Raw genomic sequence first — 18,649 nt, forward strand, 5'->3', positions numbered from 1 at the left:
CCGTTCCTACAGAATGTTTGTCATAAGGCGGTCTATCCGTGTGTCTCGCTGATAGACGGGGCGCACCAGGCTTGCAGCAATGACGCCCGTAAGAGCACCCCCCAGCACATCGCTGGCGTAGTGGGTTCCGACATAGACCCGTGAGAAAATCATCAACATGGCCGCTGCGAGGAACAAGGTTCCCGTCGCGGCATGCCATGAATCAGGAAAGCTGCCGCAATCGCGACGGTCGTGGTTGCGTGATCTGAAGGGAACGAAAAATCGGCGCTGCGCTCGATTAAGAGGTGGGTGACGCCTGCCTCGTAGGGCCGCGCGCGCTGGACGAACAGCAAGATGACCTGATTGAGGGCCAATCCAAAGAGGAAAGAGAAGCCGGTCGCCAAAAGAGCGTGTCGAGTGCGCGGCTTGTTATTGCCTTGCCACCACTGCAAGGCGACGGCCGCAACCAAAAACGGCACACCGATTTCGGACGTCCAAACCATCAGGCGGTCGATCAGCGGCGATTGCCCGGTCCAACCGTTCATTCCGCGTGTCACCGCGATATCAAGATCAGACAGCATCGTCGCCGCCTGTTGCACAGTTTTCATCATGGGCGTCGTAAACGCGTTGCGCGTAGCGTTCGAGCAATGCCTCGCATGCCTTTAGGCGCTCACTGGCATCAGCGGCGAGTGGTGCGCCGTAGAAGTCCAGCTTTTTGATTTTCTCCAGCCACCCCTGAAGCTTCTTCAGGTCGGTGTCCTCTTCTTCCAGTTCGGCATAGGTGAATTTGTTGATCGCAAATTCCTTGGCGATTTCGGCTTCGAAGCCCGCACAGCGGCCCAGAAACTCTCGATATTGCTCGTCACGGTCCGCCTTGAACCGGGCGATGACTTTTTCCCTTTGGGCTTGATCGAGCGCGACCGCTTCCAGCAGCACCGATTCGCCGCCAATCTCGGCGACGTCGTTTTCCAGCATTTTCAATTGGCGCACATGATCATCGGTTTTGGGTAGTAGGCAGACGCCACTCTGCAAGTAGACCGCCCCGATGCTTTTGAGCCGCCGCCAGAGAGCGACCCGCTTCGCCGGGGGATCGGCAGGAACCTTGTAGGTAAGAAGGAGCCATTTCAAATCGGGCATGGGTGTAAGCATAATGTAACTATCGTTACATTTCAAGCGTAACGTATTTGGCATGATGGTGCATAAACCAAATCTTCTCCATAGCGATCTCTTTGTTTCTCAGGAGACTGGGCGGTGCATGGATACGTGGCCGGGTCGGCTGCGCTCATTCCGATGGACGATCCAGACATTCAGAGTTTGACGGCATGGAGAGCGGCTGGAAGCCACGCGGGGCTATGATAGGCGACGATAACGAAGGGATGTTAAGAGAAGTGCGAGGGCCAGCAGCCGCCCCTAAGAACGCCGCTGCCCAGTCGAAATTCGCAGTCCGGCGTGTTTGTCATTGCGGAGTCTCGCAGTTTAGGCGGCGCTCGCCGCCCCACTTCTTGCGCCTGTTTCGCATTTACGACGCCAGCAGTTCGCTGGCAGCTTTTTGTGTTTTGGTGTGGCGCCTTATCGACGGAGAGTTATCGCGGCGACCGAAGCCTCAAGCGGCGGCCCCCGTTCTCTCTGCATCTGGCGCCGTGACAGGAGTACGCCATGGTGTCGTCGCGCCTGCCGCGCTCGTTACGGCTGTCACGCATGCCCGCAGAAAGGGCGAACCGAGGCTTTCGAGAACACTGTGGTTTGCACCACCGCTTCGACCAGGCGGCAACGAAGCGTTTCGCTGGCCCCGTCGTGAAGCAGCAATATCGGATCGGTGGTTTGCACCACGTTGAAGGGCCAGTGAAGCTCGTCGCGCGGCGCGCCGCTAACCAAGCCGATCATTATCTCCGGACAAATTGCCCACCCCGGTGAATCTCCCCAGAAAACGTGGCTGCTGCACTCATCACGCAAACGAGGCGTCATCGGCCCTGGCTTCCTCACCCTGTCCATTGTGACAGGGCGACTCCGATCGCGAGTCGCGTCATTGGTCGCAGGAAGCGGCGCCGTGGTGCAAACCACGGTAACGACCGCAGCCGACCGCAGCCCCTACCGGCGTTCCATTCTGAAGGCGATCAGCCGCATGAAGACGATCGTGATCAACAACCAGAAGGGTGGCGTCGGCAAGACGACGCTCGCGGTGCATCTGGCCTGGTATCTGGCGGAAGCCGGTCGCCGCGTCCTGATCCTCGACCTAGATGCTCAAGCGAACGCGACCGACACTCTCGCCCGCCATGCAGGGAATGCCTCGGCGGCGGGGTTATTCCGGCCTGCGGCGCCGATCGCTCCCAGCGGAATCGAAGGCCTCACCCTCGCTCCAGCCGACACCTCCTTGACCGACGTCGATCGTGGCGACGCGGCTGCAATTCCGACGCTGCGACAGAACCTCGCCACGGCGAATGAGCATTTCGACGTATGCGTCATCGACACGCCTCCTTCCCTCGGGCTACGCAGCGTAGCGGCGCTTGTTGCCGCCACTCATGTGCTCTCTCCCATCTATCTCGAGGACTACTCGGTCAAGGGCGTGAAGGGACTGCTGCAAACCTTCGTCGGCGTCCAAAAACGGTATGGACGGTCCGATGCGACGTTTCTCGGCCTGCTGCCGTCGCTCTTTAACAGCAAGTCGCCACGTCAGCGGGCGCATCTCGAGCAACTGCTTCGGGACGCGGGCAAATATGTCTTCCCTGGCCACGTCGTGGCGCGGGACGGCTACGCGGAAGCGGTCGCCGAACGAGCGCCGGTATGGACATTGAAGCGGCGTTCGGCGCAGGAAGCCGGCCGCGAGATTCGGGCAGTGTTGGCCTACATCGTCGAACGCGCCGGCTGAGGAGGGGGATAGGATGGCTCTCGACCTCAGCTTCAAGGACCTCGTCGATGCCGCTACGCGGAACCCAGGCATCGATGGTCGCCCTCTGCTCATTCCGCTATCCCAGATCGACGAAGATCACGACCAGCCGCGGCGACTCTTCAGCGAAGAAGAGCTCACCCAGCTCGCGGACTCGATCCGGCTCGTGGGCATACTGCAGCCCATCGTTGTCCGACCTGGCGAGGCTTGGGGGCGTTACTTCATCATAATGGGCGCGCGCCGGTATCGGGCAGCGCGACTCGCCGGCCTCGACTCAGTGCCCGCCATCGTCCGAGAGGGAAGCGCACCCGATCGCTACGCGCAGATCATCGAAAACATTCAGCGTGATGATCTTGCCACTTCCGAAATCGCTGACTTCATCGTGGGGCGGCTCGAAGCAGGGGAGAAGCAGGCTTATATCGCCCGCAAGCTCGGCAAGCCGAGGGATTGGGTCTCGCGTTTCGCTGTCATTCCAAAAATGCCGGCTTTTCTTCAGGCGAAGCTCCATACGTCTTCTATTCGCGCGGTCTATGAGCTCTACCAGGCATGGCGCGGGCAACCCGAAGCGATCGAACAGGTCTGTTCGACGCAGGAAAGCTTCACCGATGCTCAAGCGCGGCGCATCGCGCACGAGCTGCGTGATCCATCGTTTACCCCCACTTTGAGTCCGTCCGGCGACATCCCGAGCTCCGCTCCAGCCATCGAGAGCTCAAAACCGAATATTCCGCGGTCTGCTCAGAACGAGCGCCACCAAACGTCTGCACGTGCGCGCAGTCCACACGAGCAGCGCAGGGGCAAATCTGCCGTTTCGATCCTGGTGCAGCATGGCGATCGCGCAGGCCGCTTGCTCACTGATGGACCTGCGAACAAGGGGATCCGGTTCGCGTCCGTCCGCTTTTTCGAAACCGGGCAGACAGAGGAAGTTCCAGTATCCGAGCTGCGCATCGAAGAGATTGCGCCATGTTAAGCTTCACTCGGGCGGCGCCGAACCGAGACGCTCCTTTCTGCCTAAATGCCAACCGCCGATCATCACGCGGAAAGAGATCGTTAAATGCGTTTGGAGTGCAGGATAGGCTTTGCGCCAGCGATGTAATACATCGCGACAGGGTCGGCGGCCGATGGCGCTGATCTCCCTCCGCATTCCCGACGACGTGGCGGCGCGCTTTGCAGTGCTGGCCGTAACCGAGGGCGGCAAATCGGCGCTGCTACGCCGCCTCATTACTGACGCGCTCGACATACAAGCGACAGGCGCCGTGCCATTGCCGATCGGCAGGCCTGAGAAGATGACGCTAAGGTTCCGGGAGAACGAAATGCGCCAGCTCTCCGAAATCGCACAGCGGCGCGGCATGACGCGCACGAGCTGGATCGTCGCCCTTGTGCGTGCGCGGTTAGGGTCGCCCGTGCAGACATGTCCCGACGAACGCGAAGCGCTGCGCGCGATCGTGCGTGAGCTCAATCGGATCGGCGCCAACATCAACCAGATCGCGCGCGCGGCGAACGCCGGCGTTCAACAGGGCAGGGCGATCGAAACCGGACTGTCCGAAATCCGCGAAGTGAAAGGCGTCATCGAAAGCGCGCTCACGGAGCTGCGCCGCATATTTGTGGACAATGCCGATTACTGGAGAGCAGGCAGGTGAGCCGGCGTCGCTCGCCGCGCGAGGCGGACCTGTTCGCGGAACTGCCCCCGATCTCTTACGTCTGGCAAACGCCCATTCGACGTCCGCGTCAGGCGGAATTGGATATTCCCGATGGCGCGCGATCCGGACGGCTGACCGCGGCGATGCGCGCCAAATTGGAGCGCATCGTCAAGCGAGCGCCGGAGGTGATGGTGAAGATCACCGGCCGCACCAAGAGTGTTGAGCATCTCAAGTCGCATCTCGAATACATTACCCGCAATGGCGAGCTAGCCGGTGAAACGGAACAGGGCGCGCTGTTGGTGGGGCGCGTAGGGTTGAAGGATTTGGAAAGTCGATGGGCGGACGACGCCGCTCTCGATGATCGGCGCCGCCGCGACGGTTCGCTTTCGGTAAACATTATTCTCTCGATGCCGGCTGGTACCGATGCGACCGCCGTGAAGGATGCCGCTCGGGCGTTCGCCCTCGAAACATTCGGGCACAACCACGATTATGTCTTCGTCCAGCATCTCGAGGACAAGCACCCACACGTCCATTTGACCGTTCGCTCATACGGCCACGACGGCAAACGTCTCAATCCTCGCAAGGCCGACCTGCAGGTCTGGCGCGAGCGGTTCGCCGCGGGATTGAGGTTGCGGGGAATCGCGGCGGAGGCGACGCCGCGGCGAACCCGCGGCAAGGTGCGGAAGGCGGACCGCGGGACCGTGCTCGCTCTCCGCAAACGCGAGATCACGCCCTATGTCGATCGGCGCGCGCGGGAGGAGGTCTTGCGTGAGGCCGTCGAAGGCAAGAGCGCGGAGCGGCCTTGGGAGAAACAAATCCAATCACGCCAGGAAGCAATCCGTCGGCGCTATCTCGATTACGCCTCGGAACTCGAACGCACGGGGGAGGCGACCGATCAAGCGCTCGCGCGGCAGATGCGTGAATTCGTACGCGACATGCCTGCTATCGAAACGAGATGGCAATTGCTTAAGAAAGAGCTGGCCGAGTTCGCCGCGAGCCGCCGGCGGGATGCGGCGCGCGACACGGAATCCCCTCGGCCTTCCGAGCCCGAGAAGGATGAACTTGAGAAATAGCCGTTCCCGCGGCCCACCTCCGGGGTTGCGAACAAAAGGAGAAACAATAGAAGATGCGCTCCACAAAGGGAGGATGATTCGACGTGCCCGCCGCCCATTTCGAAATAGTCAATTCGCAACAGCGAAGGGCCGCCGAGCACGGCCTCGAGGGACAATCCGCGCACCCTGGGCCGCCCCTCCTCGTCATTGCAGGCACGGGATCGGACAAAAGCGGCGAGGACGACCGCCACGTCTATCCGTCGCGCATGCGGTTTATCCCAGATTCAATACTTTCGATATTTACGAGAAGGGCCTGGCCGACGATTCGCGCCGGAGGCCGAGTTGGCGTCGACCCGGATTCGAAGCGTCCGACTCGACGTCGGAGCGAGAATGCGAAACATTTGGCGATGAGCAATGATTCAAGGCGCCGTTAGAGACGAGCCAAAATGCGCGCGCTTGAACGATCCTGCGCCTGAGCGTCCGCGCAAGATCATCCACATCGACATGGACGCCTTCTACGCCTCGGTCGAGCAGCGCGATCGTCCCGAACTGCGCGGCAAGCCAGTCGCGGTCGGCGGCGAGCGCGAGCGCGGCGTCGTGGCGGCTGCGAGCTATGAGGCGAGAAAATTCGGCGTGCGTTCGGCAATGCCGTCTGTGACCGCCCGCCGGAAATGTCCCGATCTGATTTTTGTGAAGCCGCGCTTCGACGCCTACAAGGAAATCTCGCTGCAAATCCGTGCGATCTTTGCCGAATATACGAGTATCATCGAGCCTCTGTCGCTCGACGAAGCCTATCTCGACGTGACGGACAATCTGAAAGGGCTCGAGACGGCCACCGAGATCGCGCAGGAAATCAGGAGAAAGATTCGCTGTGAAACCGGGCTGACGGCTTCAGCCGGCGTTTCCTACAACAAGTTTCGCGCAGAATTCGCATCGGATCATCGCAAGCCCGATGGGCTGTTCGTTATCACGCCGAAAATGGGCGCGGGCTTTGTCGAGAATATACCGGTGGGGAAGTTTCATGGAATCGGACCGGCGACGAGCGCCAAGATGAACCGGCACGGCATTTACAAGGGCATCGACCTTCGAGCCCAAGCCCTTCCGTTTCTGCTTAAACACTTCGGCATGGCGGGCCAGCATTTCTATTGGATTGCGCGCGGCGTCGACCACCGGCCGGTCCGAGCCGATCGCGTGCGTAAATCGATCGGCATTGAGAACACATTTCCTCAGGACTTGTTCGAATTCGACACGATGCGCGATGCGCTGCGGCCCATGATCGACAAGATCTGGCGCTTCTGCGAAGGCGCCGGCGTGCGCGGGCGGACCATCACATTGAAAGTAAAATTCACTGATTTCGAACTGATCACTCGTAGCCGTTCGCTCTCAGACCATGTCTTTGACCGAAGGGGCGTCGAGCACATCTGCCTTGATCTTTTACCGCTCTTGTTCCCGCTCCAAAAAGGCGTGCGACTGCTGGGCGTCTCTCTATCATCGCTCGGTCAATTGCCCGCCGGCGAGGCCAGGCAATTGACGCTCGGTCTTTGAAAGAACTGTGCGACATCCGATGCCGGCCTGCAGGATTAGCAGGGTATGACGCTAGTCTTCCGGATCTTTGACTTCCACCGTGGGCTCTTCTGCCACTGCGTCATCATCAACAAAATAAATTCGCATGCCTCATCCCGCATAGGTCGTGAGCATCCGACCGAATTGTTGAAGGTCCAACTTTTCATCGTCGACGTAGACGACCAGCTTACCGTTGTCGTCATCCTCAAGGTGGCATCGTAAGACTTGCGCGCGAGGGACCCACTGATCGCCCTCTTCAAAATACTTGATCTGCGGCCGCCCAAGCAGAACCTCGATCACTCGATTTTCGGACTGGGCTGCAATTTCGTCTCGGGCGTCCACGGTCAGGTTGAGCAGAGCGAGAATCGCTGCGTCTGTCATCTTCTCGATCTCGGAACCGACCCGCAAACGTACTGATGAGATAGTGGGGTCAGCATATTCAATAATCGCCCATTCCCCTTCGCGAGATATTCGAACCTCCTCGGGTGAGGCAAGTCGTGGTCGTCTCAGGCGCATAAGTTGAAATCCCCCAGAGTCAGCGTCAGTGTTTGACATTTAGCCCACCCGAATTGCATTCAGGAAGGAAGTTAACGCATAGGAATTTATTGGGCCACGTAGGGGGCATGTCATAACAGTGCTAAGCGATGGCGGTGAATATGACCCTCAGTCGAATTGGGTTTTCGAGCGCTAATTCCGGACTTCGGAAAGTTCGAAGCGCACGAAGCATTTGTTGAGAAGTTGCGTGCGACGCATGGTGGAAAATTCGCTTTGAAGCCTCGTTTTTTGGGGTTTGCAGTTGAACGACTTAGGAGACAATATAAGGAGATGTCCGCCTTATGGGCTAGCGCGCTCTCCATTAGCCTCGAAGGTTCTCCAGCCAGATCCTCGCCGATGAACTTGCGTCCTCTGAAGCTTGTTGAGTGTCCCTACGAAGTTCGAATCGACGGAATTCTCCGCGATCAATTTTATGATGTCCGTGACGCGATGGGGTTTGCCCGTCTAATAAAGCAGAAAAACCCAACGTCGACGGTCATCATCGTGGACGCGAGGACAGGAAAATTGGCAATCGAGACCGAACGCTGAGACAAGAATATTGCTCGGCTCCATTTCCAACAGATCTGGACGACGGCCAAACCGAGAGGCGCAGCGACTGCGGCAAGCAAGGCCCGTCCTGCGTTCCCCACGACGCCAGGAGGCGTCTTATGGTGACGCGCGTCTAGACAAGGTCGGCGTGGACAGCGTGCGTCTGTTCTGGCAAACATGCCAGTGGTTCGGGATGTTCGCCGAACGACACCAAGACAATGAGGCGGAACCAATCGATCAGCACAGCGACAGCCATTCCTTGAGTTTGGTCCATCGTCGCTTGCGTCCATGGATACGAACCGCGATCGCCAGGGCCTTGCGCTGCCCGACAATGACGACAAGGCGCTTGCCGCGAGTAACCGCAGTGTAGAGCAGATTTCTGGCGAGCATCGCATAGTGCTGGGTGGCGATGGCGATCACCACTGCGGGATATTCTAATCCCTGCGATTTATGGATTGTCGTTGCATAGGCGGGAACGAGTGCGTCGAGTTCGCCAAACGGATATTCAACCTCGCGACCGTCAAACTCCGCGATGAGAACGCCATCGGCTTGGTCGATATGGCGGACTCGACCAAGGTCGCCGTTGAACACCTCACGGTCATAGTCGTTCTCGATCTGCATCACCTTGTCGCCCGGCGCGAAGCTGCAGCCAAAACGCTCGATCTTCTCGGCCATATTCGGATTGAGGGCGTTCTGGAGATCGCTGTTGAGCGCTCGCGCGCCGAGAACGCCGCGTTGCATCGGGCAGAGCACCTGCACGTCGCGAACGGGGTCAAGGCCGAAGCGGCGCGGAATGCGGGTCGCGAACAATGTCGACGATCTTGGCCGCGCCTTGCTCCGGCTCATTCGCCTCGACGAAAAAGAAATCAGTTTCTTCGCCGGGCTTCGGCCATTCGGGCATTTCGCCACGATTGATGCGATGGGCGTTCCTGACGATCCGGCTTTCCGCCGCCTGGCGGAACACTTCCGTCAACCGCGCGACGGGAACGACGCCTGAGTCGATGATGTCGCCGAGAACTTGACCCGGACCGACCGAGGGAAGTTGGTCGACGTCCCCAACGAGCAGCAAACCGGCCTTTGCCGGAACCGCTTTCAACACCGCGAACATGAGCGAGGCGTCGACCATGCTTGTCTCGTCGATGACGAGCAGGTCGCAGTCGAGCGGATGGTCAGTATCGCGGCGGAAACCCCCGGTCTTCGGATCGGTTTCGAGCAGGCGGTGAATGGTCTTGGCCTCGATCCCCGTCTGCTCGCTCATGCGCTTGGCGGCGCGGCCGGTGGGCGCTGCGAGCAGAAGGCGCGTTCCTTTGGCCGCGAGAATGCGCAGGATGGCGTCGAGCAGTGTGGTTTTACCGACGCCGGGGCCGCCGGTGACCACAGCCGCCTTGGAATTGAGAACCATGCCGATCGCGGCGCGCTGAGACGCGGCGAAAGTCTTGCCGGTGCGCTTCTCGACCCATGGAATGGCCTTGTCGACATCGATTGTCGGCCAGGGCGGCGAGCCGTCTGTCAGGGAGCGCAGCCGATCGGCGACGCCGCGTTCGGCTAGATATAAGCCCCGTAAGAACACACAGGGCTTTCCTTCGATCGTATTCGCCACCACGTCGCCGCCGGCGAGCTCATCCGTGAGGGCGGACCGGATGGCTCCCTCATCGACTTCGAGCAGCGCCGTCGCCAGCTTGATCAGCTCCTCGATGGGGAGACCGCAGTGACCTTCGTCTGTCGCCTCCTGCAAGGCGTAAGAAATTCCGGCCCGCACCCGTTGCGGGGCCTCTCGCGTCATGCCGAGCTTCATGGCGATGGCGTCGGCGGTGCGAAATCCGATGCCGCGAATGTCGCGCGCCAGCCGATACGGATTCTCCGTCATGACCTGAATGGCGTCGTGACCATAAGTCTTAAAGATGCGCACGGCTCGGGACGTGCCGACGCCGTGCGAGTGCAAAAAGACCATGATGTCGCGCACGGCTTTTTGCTCGGCCCAGCCGGCGACAATCTTTCCTGCCCGGAATTCGCCGATGCCGGCAACCTCGCGCATGCGCTCCGGCTCCGCCTCGATAAGCTCGAACGTCTTCTCGCCAAAGGCCGCGACAATCCGTTTGGCGAGCACGGGGCCGATCCCTCGCACCATGCCAGAGCCGAGATATTTTTCGATTCCCTCCGCCGTCGTTGGCGGCGTGGTCTTTAGAAAGTCCGCCTTGAACTGGAGGCCGTGGGCGCGGTCGGTGATCCAAACCCCGACGGCGTGGATGAATTCGCCCGCCGAGATCGAAGCGACATGGCCGACGACGGGGACAAGGTCGCGCTTGCTGCGCGCCTTCACCTTCAGCACGGCGAAGCCGTTGTCCTCATTGTGGAAGGTCACCCGCTCGACAGAGCCGACGAGCGTTTCTCTGGGCGGCGTCGCGTCAAAAGACGGGGGCAAGCTAGGTGAACCGTTAATGAGCCAGCGGGAGGGCATCCTAAATCGGAAAGGGGAAGGACGCGACCGTGAGCCTTGGGGATCGCGTTCGCCGCCCTCTACTTTCGCCTCGGAGCCCAGTTTTTTGGGACGCCGCTTGAGGGATGCACAAATGACGCCGAGCCACCGCGCCGTGGGCCAGCCCGCAAGCCCTGGGTCAGGGTAGCTCGCCGTTTTCTTCGGCGCTGCTTCCGATGTGGCTCGCATTAGATTTCGCGGCGCTCACACCAGGGATATAGCCCAACTGCTCATCAAAGGCGGCGAGGGTCCGGAATGCCGAATCGAGCTCCCCGGTCGCTTCGCTCAGGGCGGCGCGGATTTCCATCAGCCTGGAAATGGCTTCCTGGTCCGCTGCGATGACCTCGGGTTTCACGCGCGCAGGCCCGCCCTTGGCCTTCGTGATTTCCAAGCGATTGAGCCGCTTAAAGACTTCCTGGCGCGCGGCCGCCTCTTCCTGTTCCAGCGCCTCGGCCCTGGCATATGCCTCGCGATAGCGCTGCAGCGCCTCGATGGCTTTTTTCTCGAGATCAGCCTTCTCGCCCATGCTCTCGTCCCAGGCCAATGGTTCGATGATTAGAGTAGTTCGGCTGAAGAAACTTTTAACGGCTTCGAGCCGCCCATCTGTTTAAGCCGAATATCCCAAAATGGGATAATTCCAAAACCGGATTATCGGATGGGCTCGCCTTCTTCGAGCCGCGTCCGCATCGATGTCCAAAACGCTTCGATCGCCTCGCCACCGCCAGCTCTTGGCTTTGCTGGTTCAGGCGCGACAGGGGCGCGGGCTAACCCAGGCACAGGTTGCGGCGAAACTGCGAAAACCGCAATCGTTCATCGCGAAAGTGGAAGGCGGCGAGCGGCGGCTCGACGTCATCGAATTCATCGATCTCGCTTCCGCCTTGCGGGTCCGGCCCGCCGAGCTGATCGAACGCTTGCAGCCGGCGCGTGGGGCGAAGCGCGTTTCTCTAAAGTCGCAAGAATAAGATCATCGGGCGTGGCGCGTGTCAGCGTTCCCGCTGACGGGTCCTTTCCCGGACCTCTTCAGGGTTCCGCCGAGCCTCGCCCATGTCGGTCCGCGATCTGTCATCTTCCGGTACTCGCTCCCTGACGATCGCTCGTTCGAAAGAGCGCCCCTGTTCGAGATGCTGAGCGATGCGCTCTCTCGCCGTATCAAGGATTTTTTCACGCGCTTGCGGCTCGCGAGGGAAGGCCCGTTCGAGAGCTTTTTCGATGATCGCGAGTTGCGATTGCGCGGCGGCGAGGTCCGCGTCTCGCGCCGCCGCCTTACGATCGGCGGCGCGGAATTTTTCCGCCCGCGCCCGCCAACGGCCCTGCGGAACCGGCCGACGATCGGCGCTCAGCTTGCCAGGGGAGGCGTCGATCGCTGTGACGTTGTTCGGGGCTCGGTCGACGCCATTCCTGCGCGTCTCGAATCGATCGCCGGGCCTCGCCTTGCTCAAGTTCGAACGGCTCCACAATTCCGGTGGGCGCCGATTTGCGTGCTCCCGCGCCTCGCGCCTGCTTGCCAACGCCTGTCGGTCGATGTCGGTCGGCTCATAGCCCCTGACTTCCATTCCACGCGCGCTTGCCTCTATCCAGGCCTCGCGCCGGAATTCCGCCGAGCCGCGAAGATGGATGGCCTGCCAGTTTCGGTGTTCCACGACCGCGATCATGTCGTGGACCACTTGCGCGGAGGCGAGCCGCGTCGTGAGCCGGTCTTCCGTGGCCTTGAAGGCGAGGTATTCGCCGCGCTCGTCGGCATAGACGCGCGCTTCGAGAGCCGCTCCTTCTTTCGCCGGCTGGTCGGCGACTAGGTAATATTTGCGACGGACGCGATCCGGAAAACCTTGATCGTGCTCCGCCGTCGGCGCTGACTTTTCGGGAGGCGGCGCGTCGTTAACGGGCTCGACGATAGGATCGCGCTTTTCAGAGTCACGCGCCGGCCGCGACTCGTCGTTCTTGCAATCGTCGCCAGCCTCAGTGACGCGCTCGATTGTAAAGTCGCCTTGAGCGTCAGCCGTGTCGCTCATGTCGCTCCCCTCTCGACCTGCGGCCCGACCGTCGCGCCGGCTCGATCGCCTGGGCGTCGATATAGTTGAGGGTCCAGGCCTTCATTTCCTCCTCAGATAGCCCTTCGAGATCGACGTCGACGTCCCCGAAATCGAAAGTGGCGTCCGAGGGGATCGCCGACGGATCGGCGATTTCTTCATCGCTCAGCGGCCGCGTCTGGAAGACGGCGCGTAGCTCCGCGACTTCAGAGCGAAGCTCCTTGATTTCGGCGTCGAGCAGGGCCGTAGAGCGGCCCTTCGGCAGTTCCAGGACAGGCGCCGGCAACACACGTTCGAGAAACGCCTTGTCCTTGTAATAGACGATCTTGTCGGCGACGATCGGCGGAACGCCCGCCATCAATAGGATCGCCTTGGATTTCGGCAGCAGCTTCAATTCCTGGGGCAGCATTAAAGCGCGGCGTTGCTCGGAGACGGTTTCGCTCGTCGCCCGCATCGCCAATCCCCTTGTTCCGCTCCGGCTCGAGGCCTTCACGGTGTCATAGCCAATGCGCTCCGAGAGCTCGTTCGCAATGTCCTGTTCTTTCGGCGCAAACACCACCTCGACGGCGTGGTTGGTGATAATGTTCTTCGCGAGATCCGGCCCATAGATTGCGCGCAGTTGCGCCGGGCTCTGGATAACTGTCAGCAGACGCACGTTGAAGCCGGCGAGAAAGGCCACGGACTTCGCGAGCGCATTGACGTTGCCGAGCGCGGCGAACTCGTCCAAGAGCAACAGCAGCTTGCGATTGAGCTTTTGGTTTTGCTCCGGCAATTCGCGGGTGTGGAGATCGATCGTCTGCTGGAAGAACAGATTGAGGAGCGGGCTCAAGCGATCGAGATTATCGGGCGTCACCCCGAGATAGATCGACATCGGCCGCCGCCGCAAAAGCCGTAGGTCGAAGTCGTTCTCCGCCGTCGCCGCGTCGATGCGGGGATTGAGCCAGAGGCCCAAACGCGCCGTCACCGTCTTGCGCACCGAGTTCAAGGTGTTCTCGGAAGCGGCCAAAAAATCGTTGAGCGCGGTCACGCAATGGCGCGAGAGGGGCGAAGGGCCGGATTTGCGCGCCGCTATGATCTTGTCGAAATGCTTCTTCAGATCGTGGGTAGAAGAGAGCTGGCGCAGGATTTCGCCAATGGTGAAGGGCAGCCCGGGCGTTTCGGCGACATAGCCGCCAATCGCCACGAAAGCTGAGCGGGCGGCTTCGAACCAGAAGGGATCGCCGCGGCTCTCGGAGGGAAACAACATGACGGCGATGCGTTGCAGATCGTCATAGAGATCCGCCGGCTCGCTGCGCACATAAGAGAGAGGATTGTAACGGGCGGTGCGGCCGCTCTCGTCGAGGGGATCGAAGATATGGACTTCCTGCCCGTGCGCGGCGCGAAAGCCCGCCGATTTATCCCAATTCTCCTTTTTTACATCGAGAACGACGACCGAATCCGACCAGTTGAGGAGATTGGGAATGACGTAGCCGACGCCCTTGCCGGTGCGGGTCGGGGCGTAGACGAGAACATGCTCCGAGCCTCCGAAGCAGAGGAGAGAGCCGTCCTTGCGTCCGAGCAACAGGCCTTGCCGCGCACGCAAGCCCGCCTCGGCGATCTCGCGTGCGCTGGCGAATTTTGCTTTCCCGTGCAAGGGCAGAGGACGGCGACGCAAGACCGCGCCGAGCGCGCCGAAGGAGACGACGAGGCCGGCGAGAGTCGAAAGCGTCAGCCAGCGATCGAGGCGTTTGTCGGCGCCATAATGCGCCCAGCTGCTGACGATCTCTATAAGATGGAAACCGCCGTCGTGGGCATGAAGCCCGAGCAGCAGCACGTTCGAGGCGACGAAGAGGAAGAGCGCCGAAGCGCTAACGATAAGCGCCGCAAAGAACGCCGCCCTAACGGGCGTGCTCGCGTTTGCGAAGAGGGTCATAATAGATTTCCGTGATGCGGTAACGGCCGTCGCGCTTTTGCATTTGCACGACGACGTCGACGAGCAGGAGAAGCAGCGAGCGGATGTCGTCGCGATGGAGGTCGCGGCCTTCCGCGCTCTCTTTCACGAGGAGGGTCAATTGCTCGAAGGCGAGACGGGCGCTGTCCGCGTGCACCGTGGTGATCGATCCCGGATGCCCGGAATTCACGTTGCGCAGATAGAAGAAGGCCGTGCCATCGCGCAGCTCCTGCAACAGAATGCGATCGGGGCGCATGCGGAGACACGACTCCAGGAGTTCGCGCGGACCGACCTTGGCGAGGCCCTGCCCATCTTTGGAATAGAGCAGCCGCACACAATTCCGATGCGGGATGACAAGCTCGGCGGCGTCTTCGATGGCGATGAGCCGTTCGTCCTCTGGGATCGCCGCGATCAACGCCTTCGAGAGCGTCGTCTTGCCGGAGCCCGTCGCTCCCGAAATGAGGATGTTGCGGCGGGTCAGCACCGCGAGCTCCAGGAATTCGCGCCATCTGCCCGCTTCCTTCAAGGCGAGCAGGCGATGCTCGTCGGCGGAAAGCTCCTCGCTCGCCGCGCGCACGTCGTCGAAGAGCTTCGCCTCTTCGAGGTTATGAAGAGTCATGGTCAGGGCCGCGGGCTTGCGGATCGTCAGACTGAGTGTGCCGGCGGGGACGGCGGGCGGGACGACGATCTGGCAGCGCTCGTCGCAAAGAAGCGTGGTGGAGACGATCGGGCGTTCGGCGCTGACATCCTGTTTGGTGAAGCCGGCCGCTGCGGTCGCGAGATGCAGAAGGTGCTCTTGCGTCAGCGCCGACGCCTCGCGCCGCGCCCAGCCGCTAGGGCCTTCGATGAAGACTTCGCCCGGGCGATTGACGACGATCTCCGTCAGGCTGTCGTCTCCAAGATAGGGCGCCAACGGTTCGAGATAGCGCTCGAGGACGAGACGCGCACCGCCGCGATCGCCGGTTCCGGCGGATCTCACGGCTTGGTCACCATGACATGGTCCGCGATGGGCGCCGGAGGAGGATCGAATATCCGGGCACGCGACTCGATGCGGCGAAGCCGATAGACGGAAGAGAAATCGAGGTCGCGCGCGACGAACACATTGACGAGTTCGCCCTGGTTCTTGTTCAGCGTCGGCGGAATGTCGATCGAGTGCTGGACGGCGACGGCCGCAGCGGTATTGGCGGCGCCTGGCGCGTTGACGATCTGAATGTCGCTCGTTTGTAGCTGCTGGCGACCGATTGCGGCGGCGTCGCCGACGATCGACAGCAAGAGCGCGCCGCCGAAACGCTGCCAGAAATGCGTATCGATCTCGCCATCGAATCCGGCGCGGCCGAGCGCGTCGGTTCCGGGCGAGGCAAGCGCGACGATCACGCCCGTGGGGGTTTTTGCCCGCGTCCACAGCACGAACAGGCGGTGCGAGCCGCGCCGGACATTGGCGCGATATTCGCCAACGATCTGCGTCCCTTTTTCCATCAATACGACATTGCCCGAATCCGACATCACGTCGCGTGAGACGACGCAGGAAACGAAGCCGGGAACGTCCGACGACATGGCGGTTTCGAGAACGCAAGGAATGGCGGTCCCCTGCGCGACGAGAAGATTGCGGTTGGGAAGCCGCGAGGCGCGCACGCCTTCGAGCGGGGTCGGCTGCAATTTGTCCAAAAGCTCGTTTTGCGGCGGCGGCTCCCCGATCCCGTTAGGGTAGGATCCCAACTCGTTTGTAAGCGGATTGTGAGTCGCCCGCGCCTGGAGCGGCCGGTTGTAGGCCAGCACCGGCGCGCGCCGCGCGCTCTCCATCAACTGATCGGTCGGCGAGGGCGTCGGCGCCGCAGGGGCGGGGCGCGGAATGGCGCCCGTGACGTCCGGCCCTTTCGGCGTCGGCGGCTCTCGCGCCGGTTCGAAGGCCGCCGCCTGACGGATCAGGAGTTTGGGCGCGGGGTCATTTGCTTTCGTTTCGCCCTTCCATGTTCCCCAGATGATCAACGCCGCGAAGGCGGTCAGCGCCGCGGCCCCGAGTCCGCGCTGAAGCGTCGCTCGCCGGCTGGCTTCATTCGAGCCCGCTATCGGAGTAATGCCGCGTTCACCGGGGAGGGCGTCGGTCTGAGCTTGAGTCATTTCTCGCCTCTCATCGCCGCCTGTTCGGGGCTTTCGGCAGCCGAGCGACGTTGGGACTCATCGTATTCGTGCCGGGATTGACGCCCACGGGATCGAAGGCCTCGTTGTAGATGCAGAGAACGTCGCCGCCTTTACGCAGCCGAAACTCCAGCGCTGTCGCATGGACGGTGACGAGCTCGCCGCGCACGTCCTTTGGCGCAAGCGTCTCGGATCCGTCCGAGGCGATGAGGTAAATCGCCGGCACTTCGCGATTTCCCGCAAAGCGGAAGGTCGTCTCCTTTCCGTCGTCGAATACCGCCTCGGGCTCGAGATCAATCGATCCTTGCGCCGAGAAGCGCCAGTTGCGCGCCCCATAAGCGCGAGAGACGGCGAAAGCGTCTTCGATCAGAGCCCCTTCGCGCCCGGCTCCCCGAGCCGCCGCCTCTACACGGCGGCGCTCGATCTCGTCGCCGGGATAGGTGAAGCCCACGACGAAATAGCCCTCCGCAAGCGAGCTTTCCGCGATCGACAGCTCGAATTGGTAGGAGCGCTTGCGGCCGTTGGCCCGCGTGGTCACGACCTGCAGATTGGTCGGCGAATGCTTCTCGCGCGGCTTGAGGAACAGGATCGATCCAGCGGGCGCGACCTCCCAGGCGACGGAGTCGCCGATCGCCACATGCGCGATTTCTTCGTCGTCGGCGAAAACAATCTGCGTCGAGGCGCGAATGACCCCGTTGATCTTGACGACATTGGCCGGGTCGTAGGTCACCATCCTCACGCGCGCGTCGCGCGGGCCGGCGGAAGGCTGCTGCAGGGCGATCGCCGGCATGCTCGGCAATCCGGCGCAGGCGAGCGTCAGTAGGATCAGGAGGAGATTGCGGATCACGGCACGGCCTCCGGATCGGCGCGGTATTCGGAAACGAGAAAGCCAAGCGGGTTGATGAGGCGGTCGCTCGAGGAGATCGGTGCGTTGACATAGGAAAAGGTGAGCGTCGCGATCCAATGGGTGATTCGCGTCTCTTCGCCCTTGCGGCTCTCGGCGAGATAGCGGACGGAGGCGACGTTATCGCTCAAAAGCGAGATTGCTTTGATGCGCACATTGGCGACGCCGAAGCGTCCATGCAGAACCTGCGGGCTCTCGGGGTTGGAGCCGCGATACCAGGCGGCGAAACGCGCCTGTTCGGCCGGGGCGGAGAGCAGGGAGACCGTGCGGAAATTCGTCTCCGCCTCCGCGGCGCTATAGCCCTCGCGGGCGCGCACATAACGCGCCAGGAAATATTTGGTGACGGCTTCGTCGTAGCGCGCCGGCGTTTGTTTCAGCGCAGCGACGGTCTCGACGATCCCCGTCGAATTGTCGACGCGGATCACGAAGGGTTCGACCGTCTTCAAGGGGGCGAGCGCCGCCACCGCGCCCACGGAGACGACCGCCAAGCCGCAGGCGCCCGCGGCGATCACCCAAGCGATCCGCTTCGAGCGCTGCGCCGAGAGCAACAGGTCCTGCTCCCAGCGGCGCGCATTCTTGAAATAGGCTTGCAGTTCGTCGGGGCGAACCATCGTCAGCCCTCCTTGCCGCATGAGCGATAGGAGGCGAAGTCGATGACGAGGCTCGCGTTTTGCTTGTCGCTCGCGATGGAAGGCGCCGGCGCCGCGCGATTCAGCGCACTTGCGGCATTCGGTCGGCCGGTCTCGGCCGTGCGGATCGGCGATGAGGGAACCGAGCCAAGAGCTTGCGGCGCGCCCTCCCAATCCCACAGGGAGCGGTTGAGGGGACGCCGCGCGAGGCCATCGCAAGTCGGCGGCGCACTGGAAAAAGTCGCGCAGCCGCCGAGCGGCCAGGCCATCACGCACATAATGATTAATTGCCGCATTCTCGGTAATCCCATGTCATCCGGCGCAGCCGCTGCCGGCCCGTTCTTAGTTG

At 61.6% G+C, this 18,649-nt stretch carries 19 protein-coding genes and 1 pseudogene; 6 read left to right on the plus strand and 14 right to left on the minus strand.

The features are described 5' to 3' along the window. Positions 1–6: 6 nt before the first annotated feature. The 4 genes from AC0X69_RS22575 to AC0X69_RS22590 all read right to left on the minus strand — a co-directional run bounded on the left by AC0X69_RS22575 (position 7) and on the right by AC0X69_RS22590 (position 1,863). Entirely contained in the window at positions 7–159 is a 153-nt protein-coding gene (locus AC0X69_RS22575; RefSeq protein WP_482613923.1) for a phosphatase PAP2 family protein, read from the minus strand. Then, positions 153–560, minus strand: coding sequence for a phosphatase PAP2 family protein (locus tag AC0X69_RS22580; protein ID WP_482613924.1), 408 nt, complete (start codon positions 558–560; stop codon positions 153–155). The genes AC0X69_RS22575 and AC0X69_RS22580 overlap by 7 nt, the downstream gene beginning before the upstream one ends. Continuing rightward, positions 550–1,116 carry a Chromate resistance protein ChrB gene (locus AC0X69_RS22585; protein WP_482613925.1) on the minus strand — a complete coding sequence of 189 codons (567 nt, stop codon included), beginning with the start codon at positions 1,114–1,116 and terminating at the stop codon, positions 550–552. Before AC0X69_RS22585 ends, AC0X69_RS22580 begins: the two co-directional genes overlap by 11 nt. Before the next feature lie 555 nt (positions 1,117–1,671). Beyond that, a complete protein-coding gene (locus tag AC0X69_RS22590) occupies positions 1,672–1,863 on the minus strand; it encodes a hypothetical protein (RefSeq protein ID WP_482613926.1) in 192 nt (63 codons plus the stop codon). Positions 1,864–2,026: 163 nt separating this feature from the next. Here AC0X69_RS22590 and AC0X69_RS22595 point away from each other — a divergent pair, with 163 nt between their 5' ends. The 5 genes from AC0X69_RS22595 to dinB all read left to right on the plus strand — a co-directional run bounded on the left by AC0X69_RS22595 (position 2,027) and on the right by dinB (position 7,097). Further along, positions 2,027–2,845, plus strand: coding sequence for a ParA family protein (locus AC0X69_RS22595; RefSeq protein ID WP_482613928.1), 819 nt, complete (start codon positions 2,027–2,029; stop codon positions 2,843–2,845). Positions 2,846–2,858: 13 nt separating this feature from the next. Beyond that, positions 2,859–3,830 (plus strand): ParB/RepB/Spo0J family partition protein, encoded by a 972-nt coding sequence (locus tag AC0X69_RS22600; RefSeq protein ID WP_482613930.1) that lies wholly within the window; start codon positions 2,859–2,861, stop codon positions 3,828–3,830. 151 nt (positions 3,831–3,981) lie between these two features. Further along, positions 3,982–4,500, plus strand: a complete 519-nt coding sequence (locus tag AC0X69_RS22605) for a MobC family plasmid mobilization relaxosome protein (RefSeq protein ID WP_482613931.1) — start codon at positions 3,982–3,984, stop codon at positions 4,498–4,500. Next, positions 4,497–5,573, plus strand: a complete 1,077-nt coding sequence (locus tag AC0X69_RS22610; RefSeq protein ID WP_482613933.1) for a relaxase/mobilization nuclease domain-containing protein — start codon at positions 4,497–4,499, stop codon at positions 5,571–5,573. Before AC0X69_RS22605 ends, AC0X69_RS22610 begins: the two co-directional genes overlap by 4 nt. Before the next feature lie 393 nt (positions 5,574–5,966). Next, positions 5,967–7,097, plus strand: coding sequence for a DNA polymerase IV (gene dinB / locus AC0X69_RS22615; RefSeq protein WP_482613935.1), 1,131 nt, complete (start codon positions 5,967–5,969; stop codon positions 7,095–7,097). Between the two features lie 129 nt (positions 7,098–7,226). On the opposite strand, the gene AC0X69_RS22620 is transcribed toward dinB, so the two are convergent. The 3 genes and pseudogenes from AC0X69_RS22620 to AC0X69_RS22630 form a co-directional block, all read right to left on the minus strand. Further along, positions 7,227–7,670, minus strand: a complete 444-nt coding sequence (locus AC0X69_RS22620; RefSeq protein WP_482613936.1) for a DUF7713 domain-containing protein — start codon at positions 7,668–7,670, stop codon at positions 7,227–7,229. A gap of 765 nt (positions 7,671–8,435) precedes the next feature. Then, positions 8,436–10,656, minus strand: a pseudogene (recD2, locus tag AC0X69_RS22625) (SF1B family DNA helicase RecD2). A 157-nt stretch (positions 10,657–10,813) separates the two neighbouring features. Next, positions 10,814–11,200 carry a hypothetical protein gene (locus AC0X69_RS22630; RefSeq protein ID WP_482613937.1) on the minus strand — a complete coding sequence of 129 codons (387 nt, stop codon included), beginning with the start codon at positions 11,198–11,200 and terminating at the stop codon, positions 10,814–10,816. A 163-nt stretch (positions 11,201–11,363) separates the two neighbouring features. Between AC0X69_RS22630 and AC0X69_RS22635 the strand changes: the two genes are divergently transcribed. Then, positions 11,364–11,636: a helix-turn-helix domain-containing protein gene (locus AC0X69_RS22635; protein WP_482613938.1), complete on the plus strand. Its 273-nt coding sequence runs from the start codon at positions 11,364–11,366 to the stop codon at positions 11,634–11,636. 21 nt (positions 11,637–11,657) lie between these two features. Here the strand turns inward: AC0X69_RS22635 and AC0X69_RS22640 are convergent, their stop codons facing one another. Genes AC0X69_RS22640 through AC0X69_RS22670 form a run of 7 tightly spaced genes read right to left on the minus strand, consistent with a single transcriptional unit; the run spans position 11,658 to position 18,596 of the window. Beyond that, positions 11,658–12,683 (minus strand): LPD7 domain-containing protein, encoded by a 1,026-nt coding sequence (locus tag AC0X69_RS22640; protein WP_482613939.1) that lies wholly within the window; start codon positions 12,681–12,683, stop codon positions 11,658–11,660. Further along, the gene (locus AC0X69_RS22645) at positions 12,667–14,613 is read right to left on the minus strand and encodes a type IV secretory system conjugative DNA transfer family protein (RefSeq protein ID WP_482613940.1); all 1,947 of its coding nucleotides are present in this window, start codon (positions 14,611–14,613) and stop codon (positions 12,667–12,669) included. Before AC0X69_RS22645 ends, AC0X69_RS22640 begins: the two co-directional genes overlap by 17 nt. Then, positions 14,579–15,610: a P-type DNA transfer ATPase VirB11 gene (virB11, locus tag AC0X69_RS22650; protein WP_482613942.1), complete on the minus strand. Its 1,032-nt coding sequence runs from the start codon at positions 15,608–15,610 to the stop codon at positions 14,579–14,581. Before virB11 ends, AC0X69_RS22645 begins: the two co-directional genes overlap by 35 nt. Continuing rightward, positions 15,607–16,749, minus strand: a complete 1,143-nt coding sequence (virB10, locus tag AC0X69_RS22655; protein WP_482613943.1) for a type IV secretion system protein VirB10 — start codon at positions 16,747–16,749, stop codon at positions 15,607–15,609. The genes virB11 and virB10 overlap by 4 nt, the downstream gene beginning before the upstream one ends. Positions 16,750–16,759: 10 nt before the next feature. Then, complete coding sequence (locus AC0X69_RS22660) at positions 16,760–17,557, minus strand: TrbG/VirB9 family P-type conjugative transfer protein (protein WP_482614049.1); 798 nt, start codon at positions 17,555–17,557, stop codon at positions 16,760–16,762. Positions 17,558–17,610: 53 nt separating this feature from the next. Continuing rightward, on the minus strand, positions 17,611–18,282 hold the full coding sequence (locus AC0X69_RS22665) for a VirB8 family type IV secretion system protein (RefSeq protein ID WP_482613944.1): 672 nt from the start codon (positions 18,280–18,282) through the stop codon (positions 17,611–17,613). Between the two features lie 2 nt (positions 18,283–18,284). After that, complete coding sequence (locus tag AC0X69_RS22670) at positions 18,285–18,596, minus strand: type IV secretion pathway protein (protein ID WP_482613945.1); 312 nt, start codon at positions 18,594–18,596, stop codon at positions 18,285–18,287. Between the last annotated feature and the right edge of the window lie 53 nt (positions 18,597–18,649).

The organism is Methylocystis sp. Uni0008 (assembly GCF_056838045.1).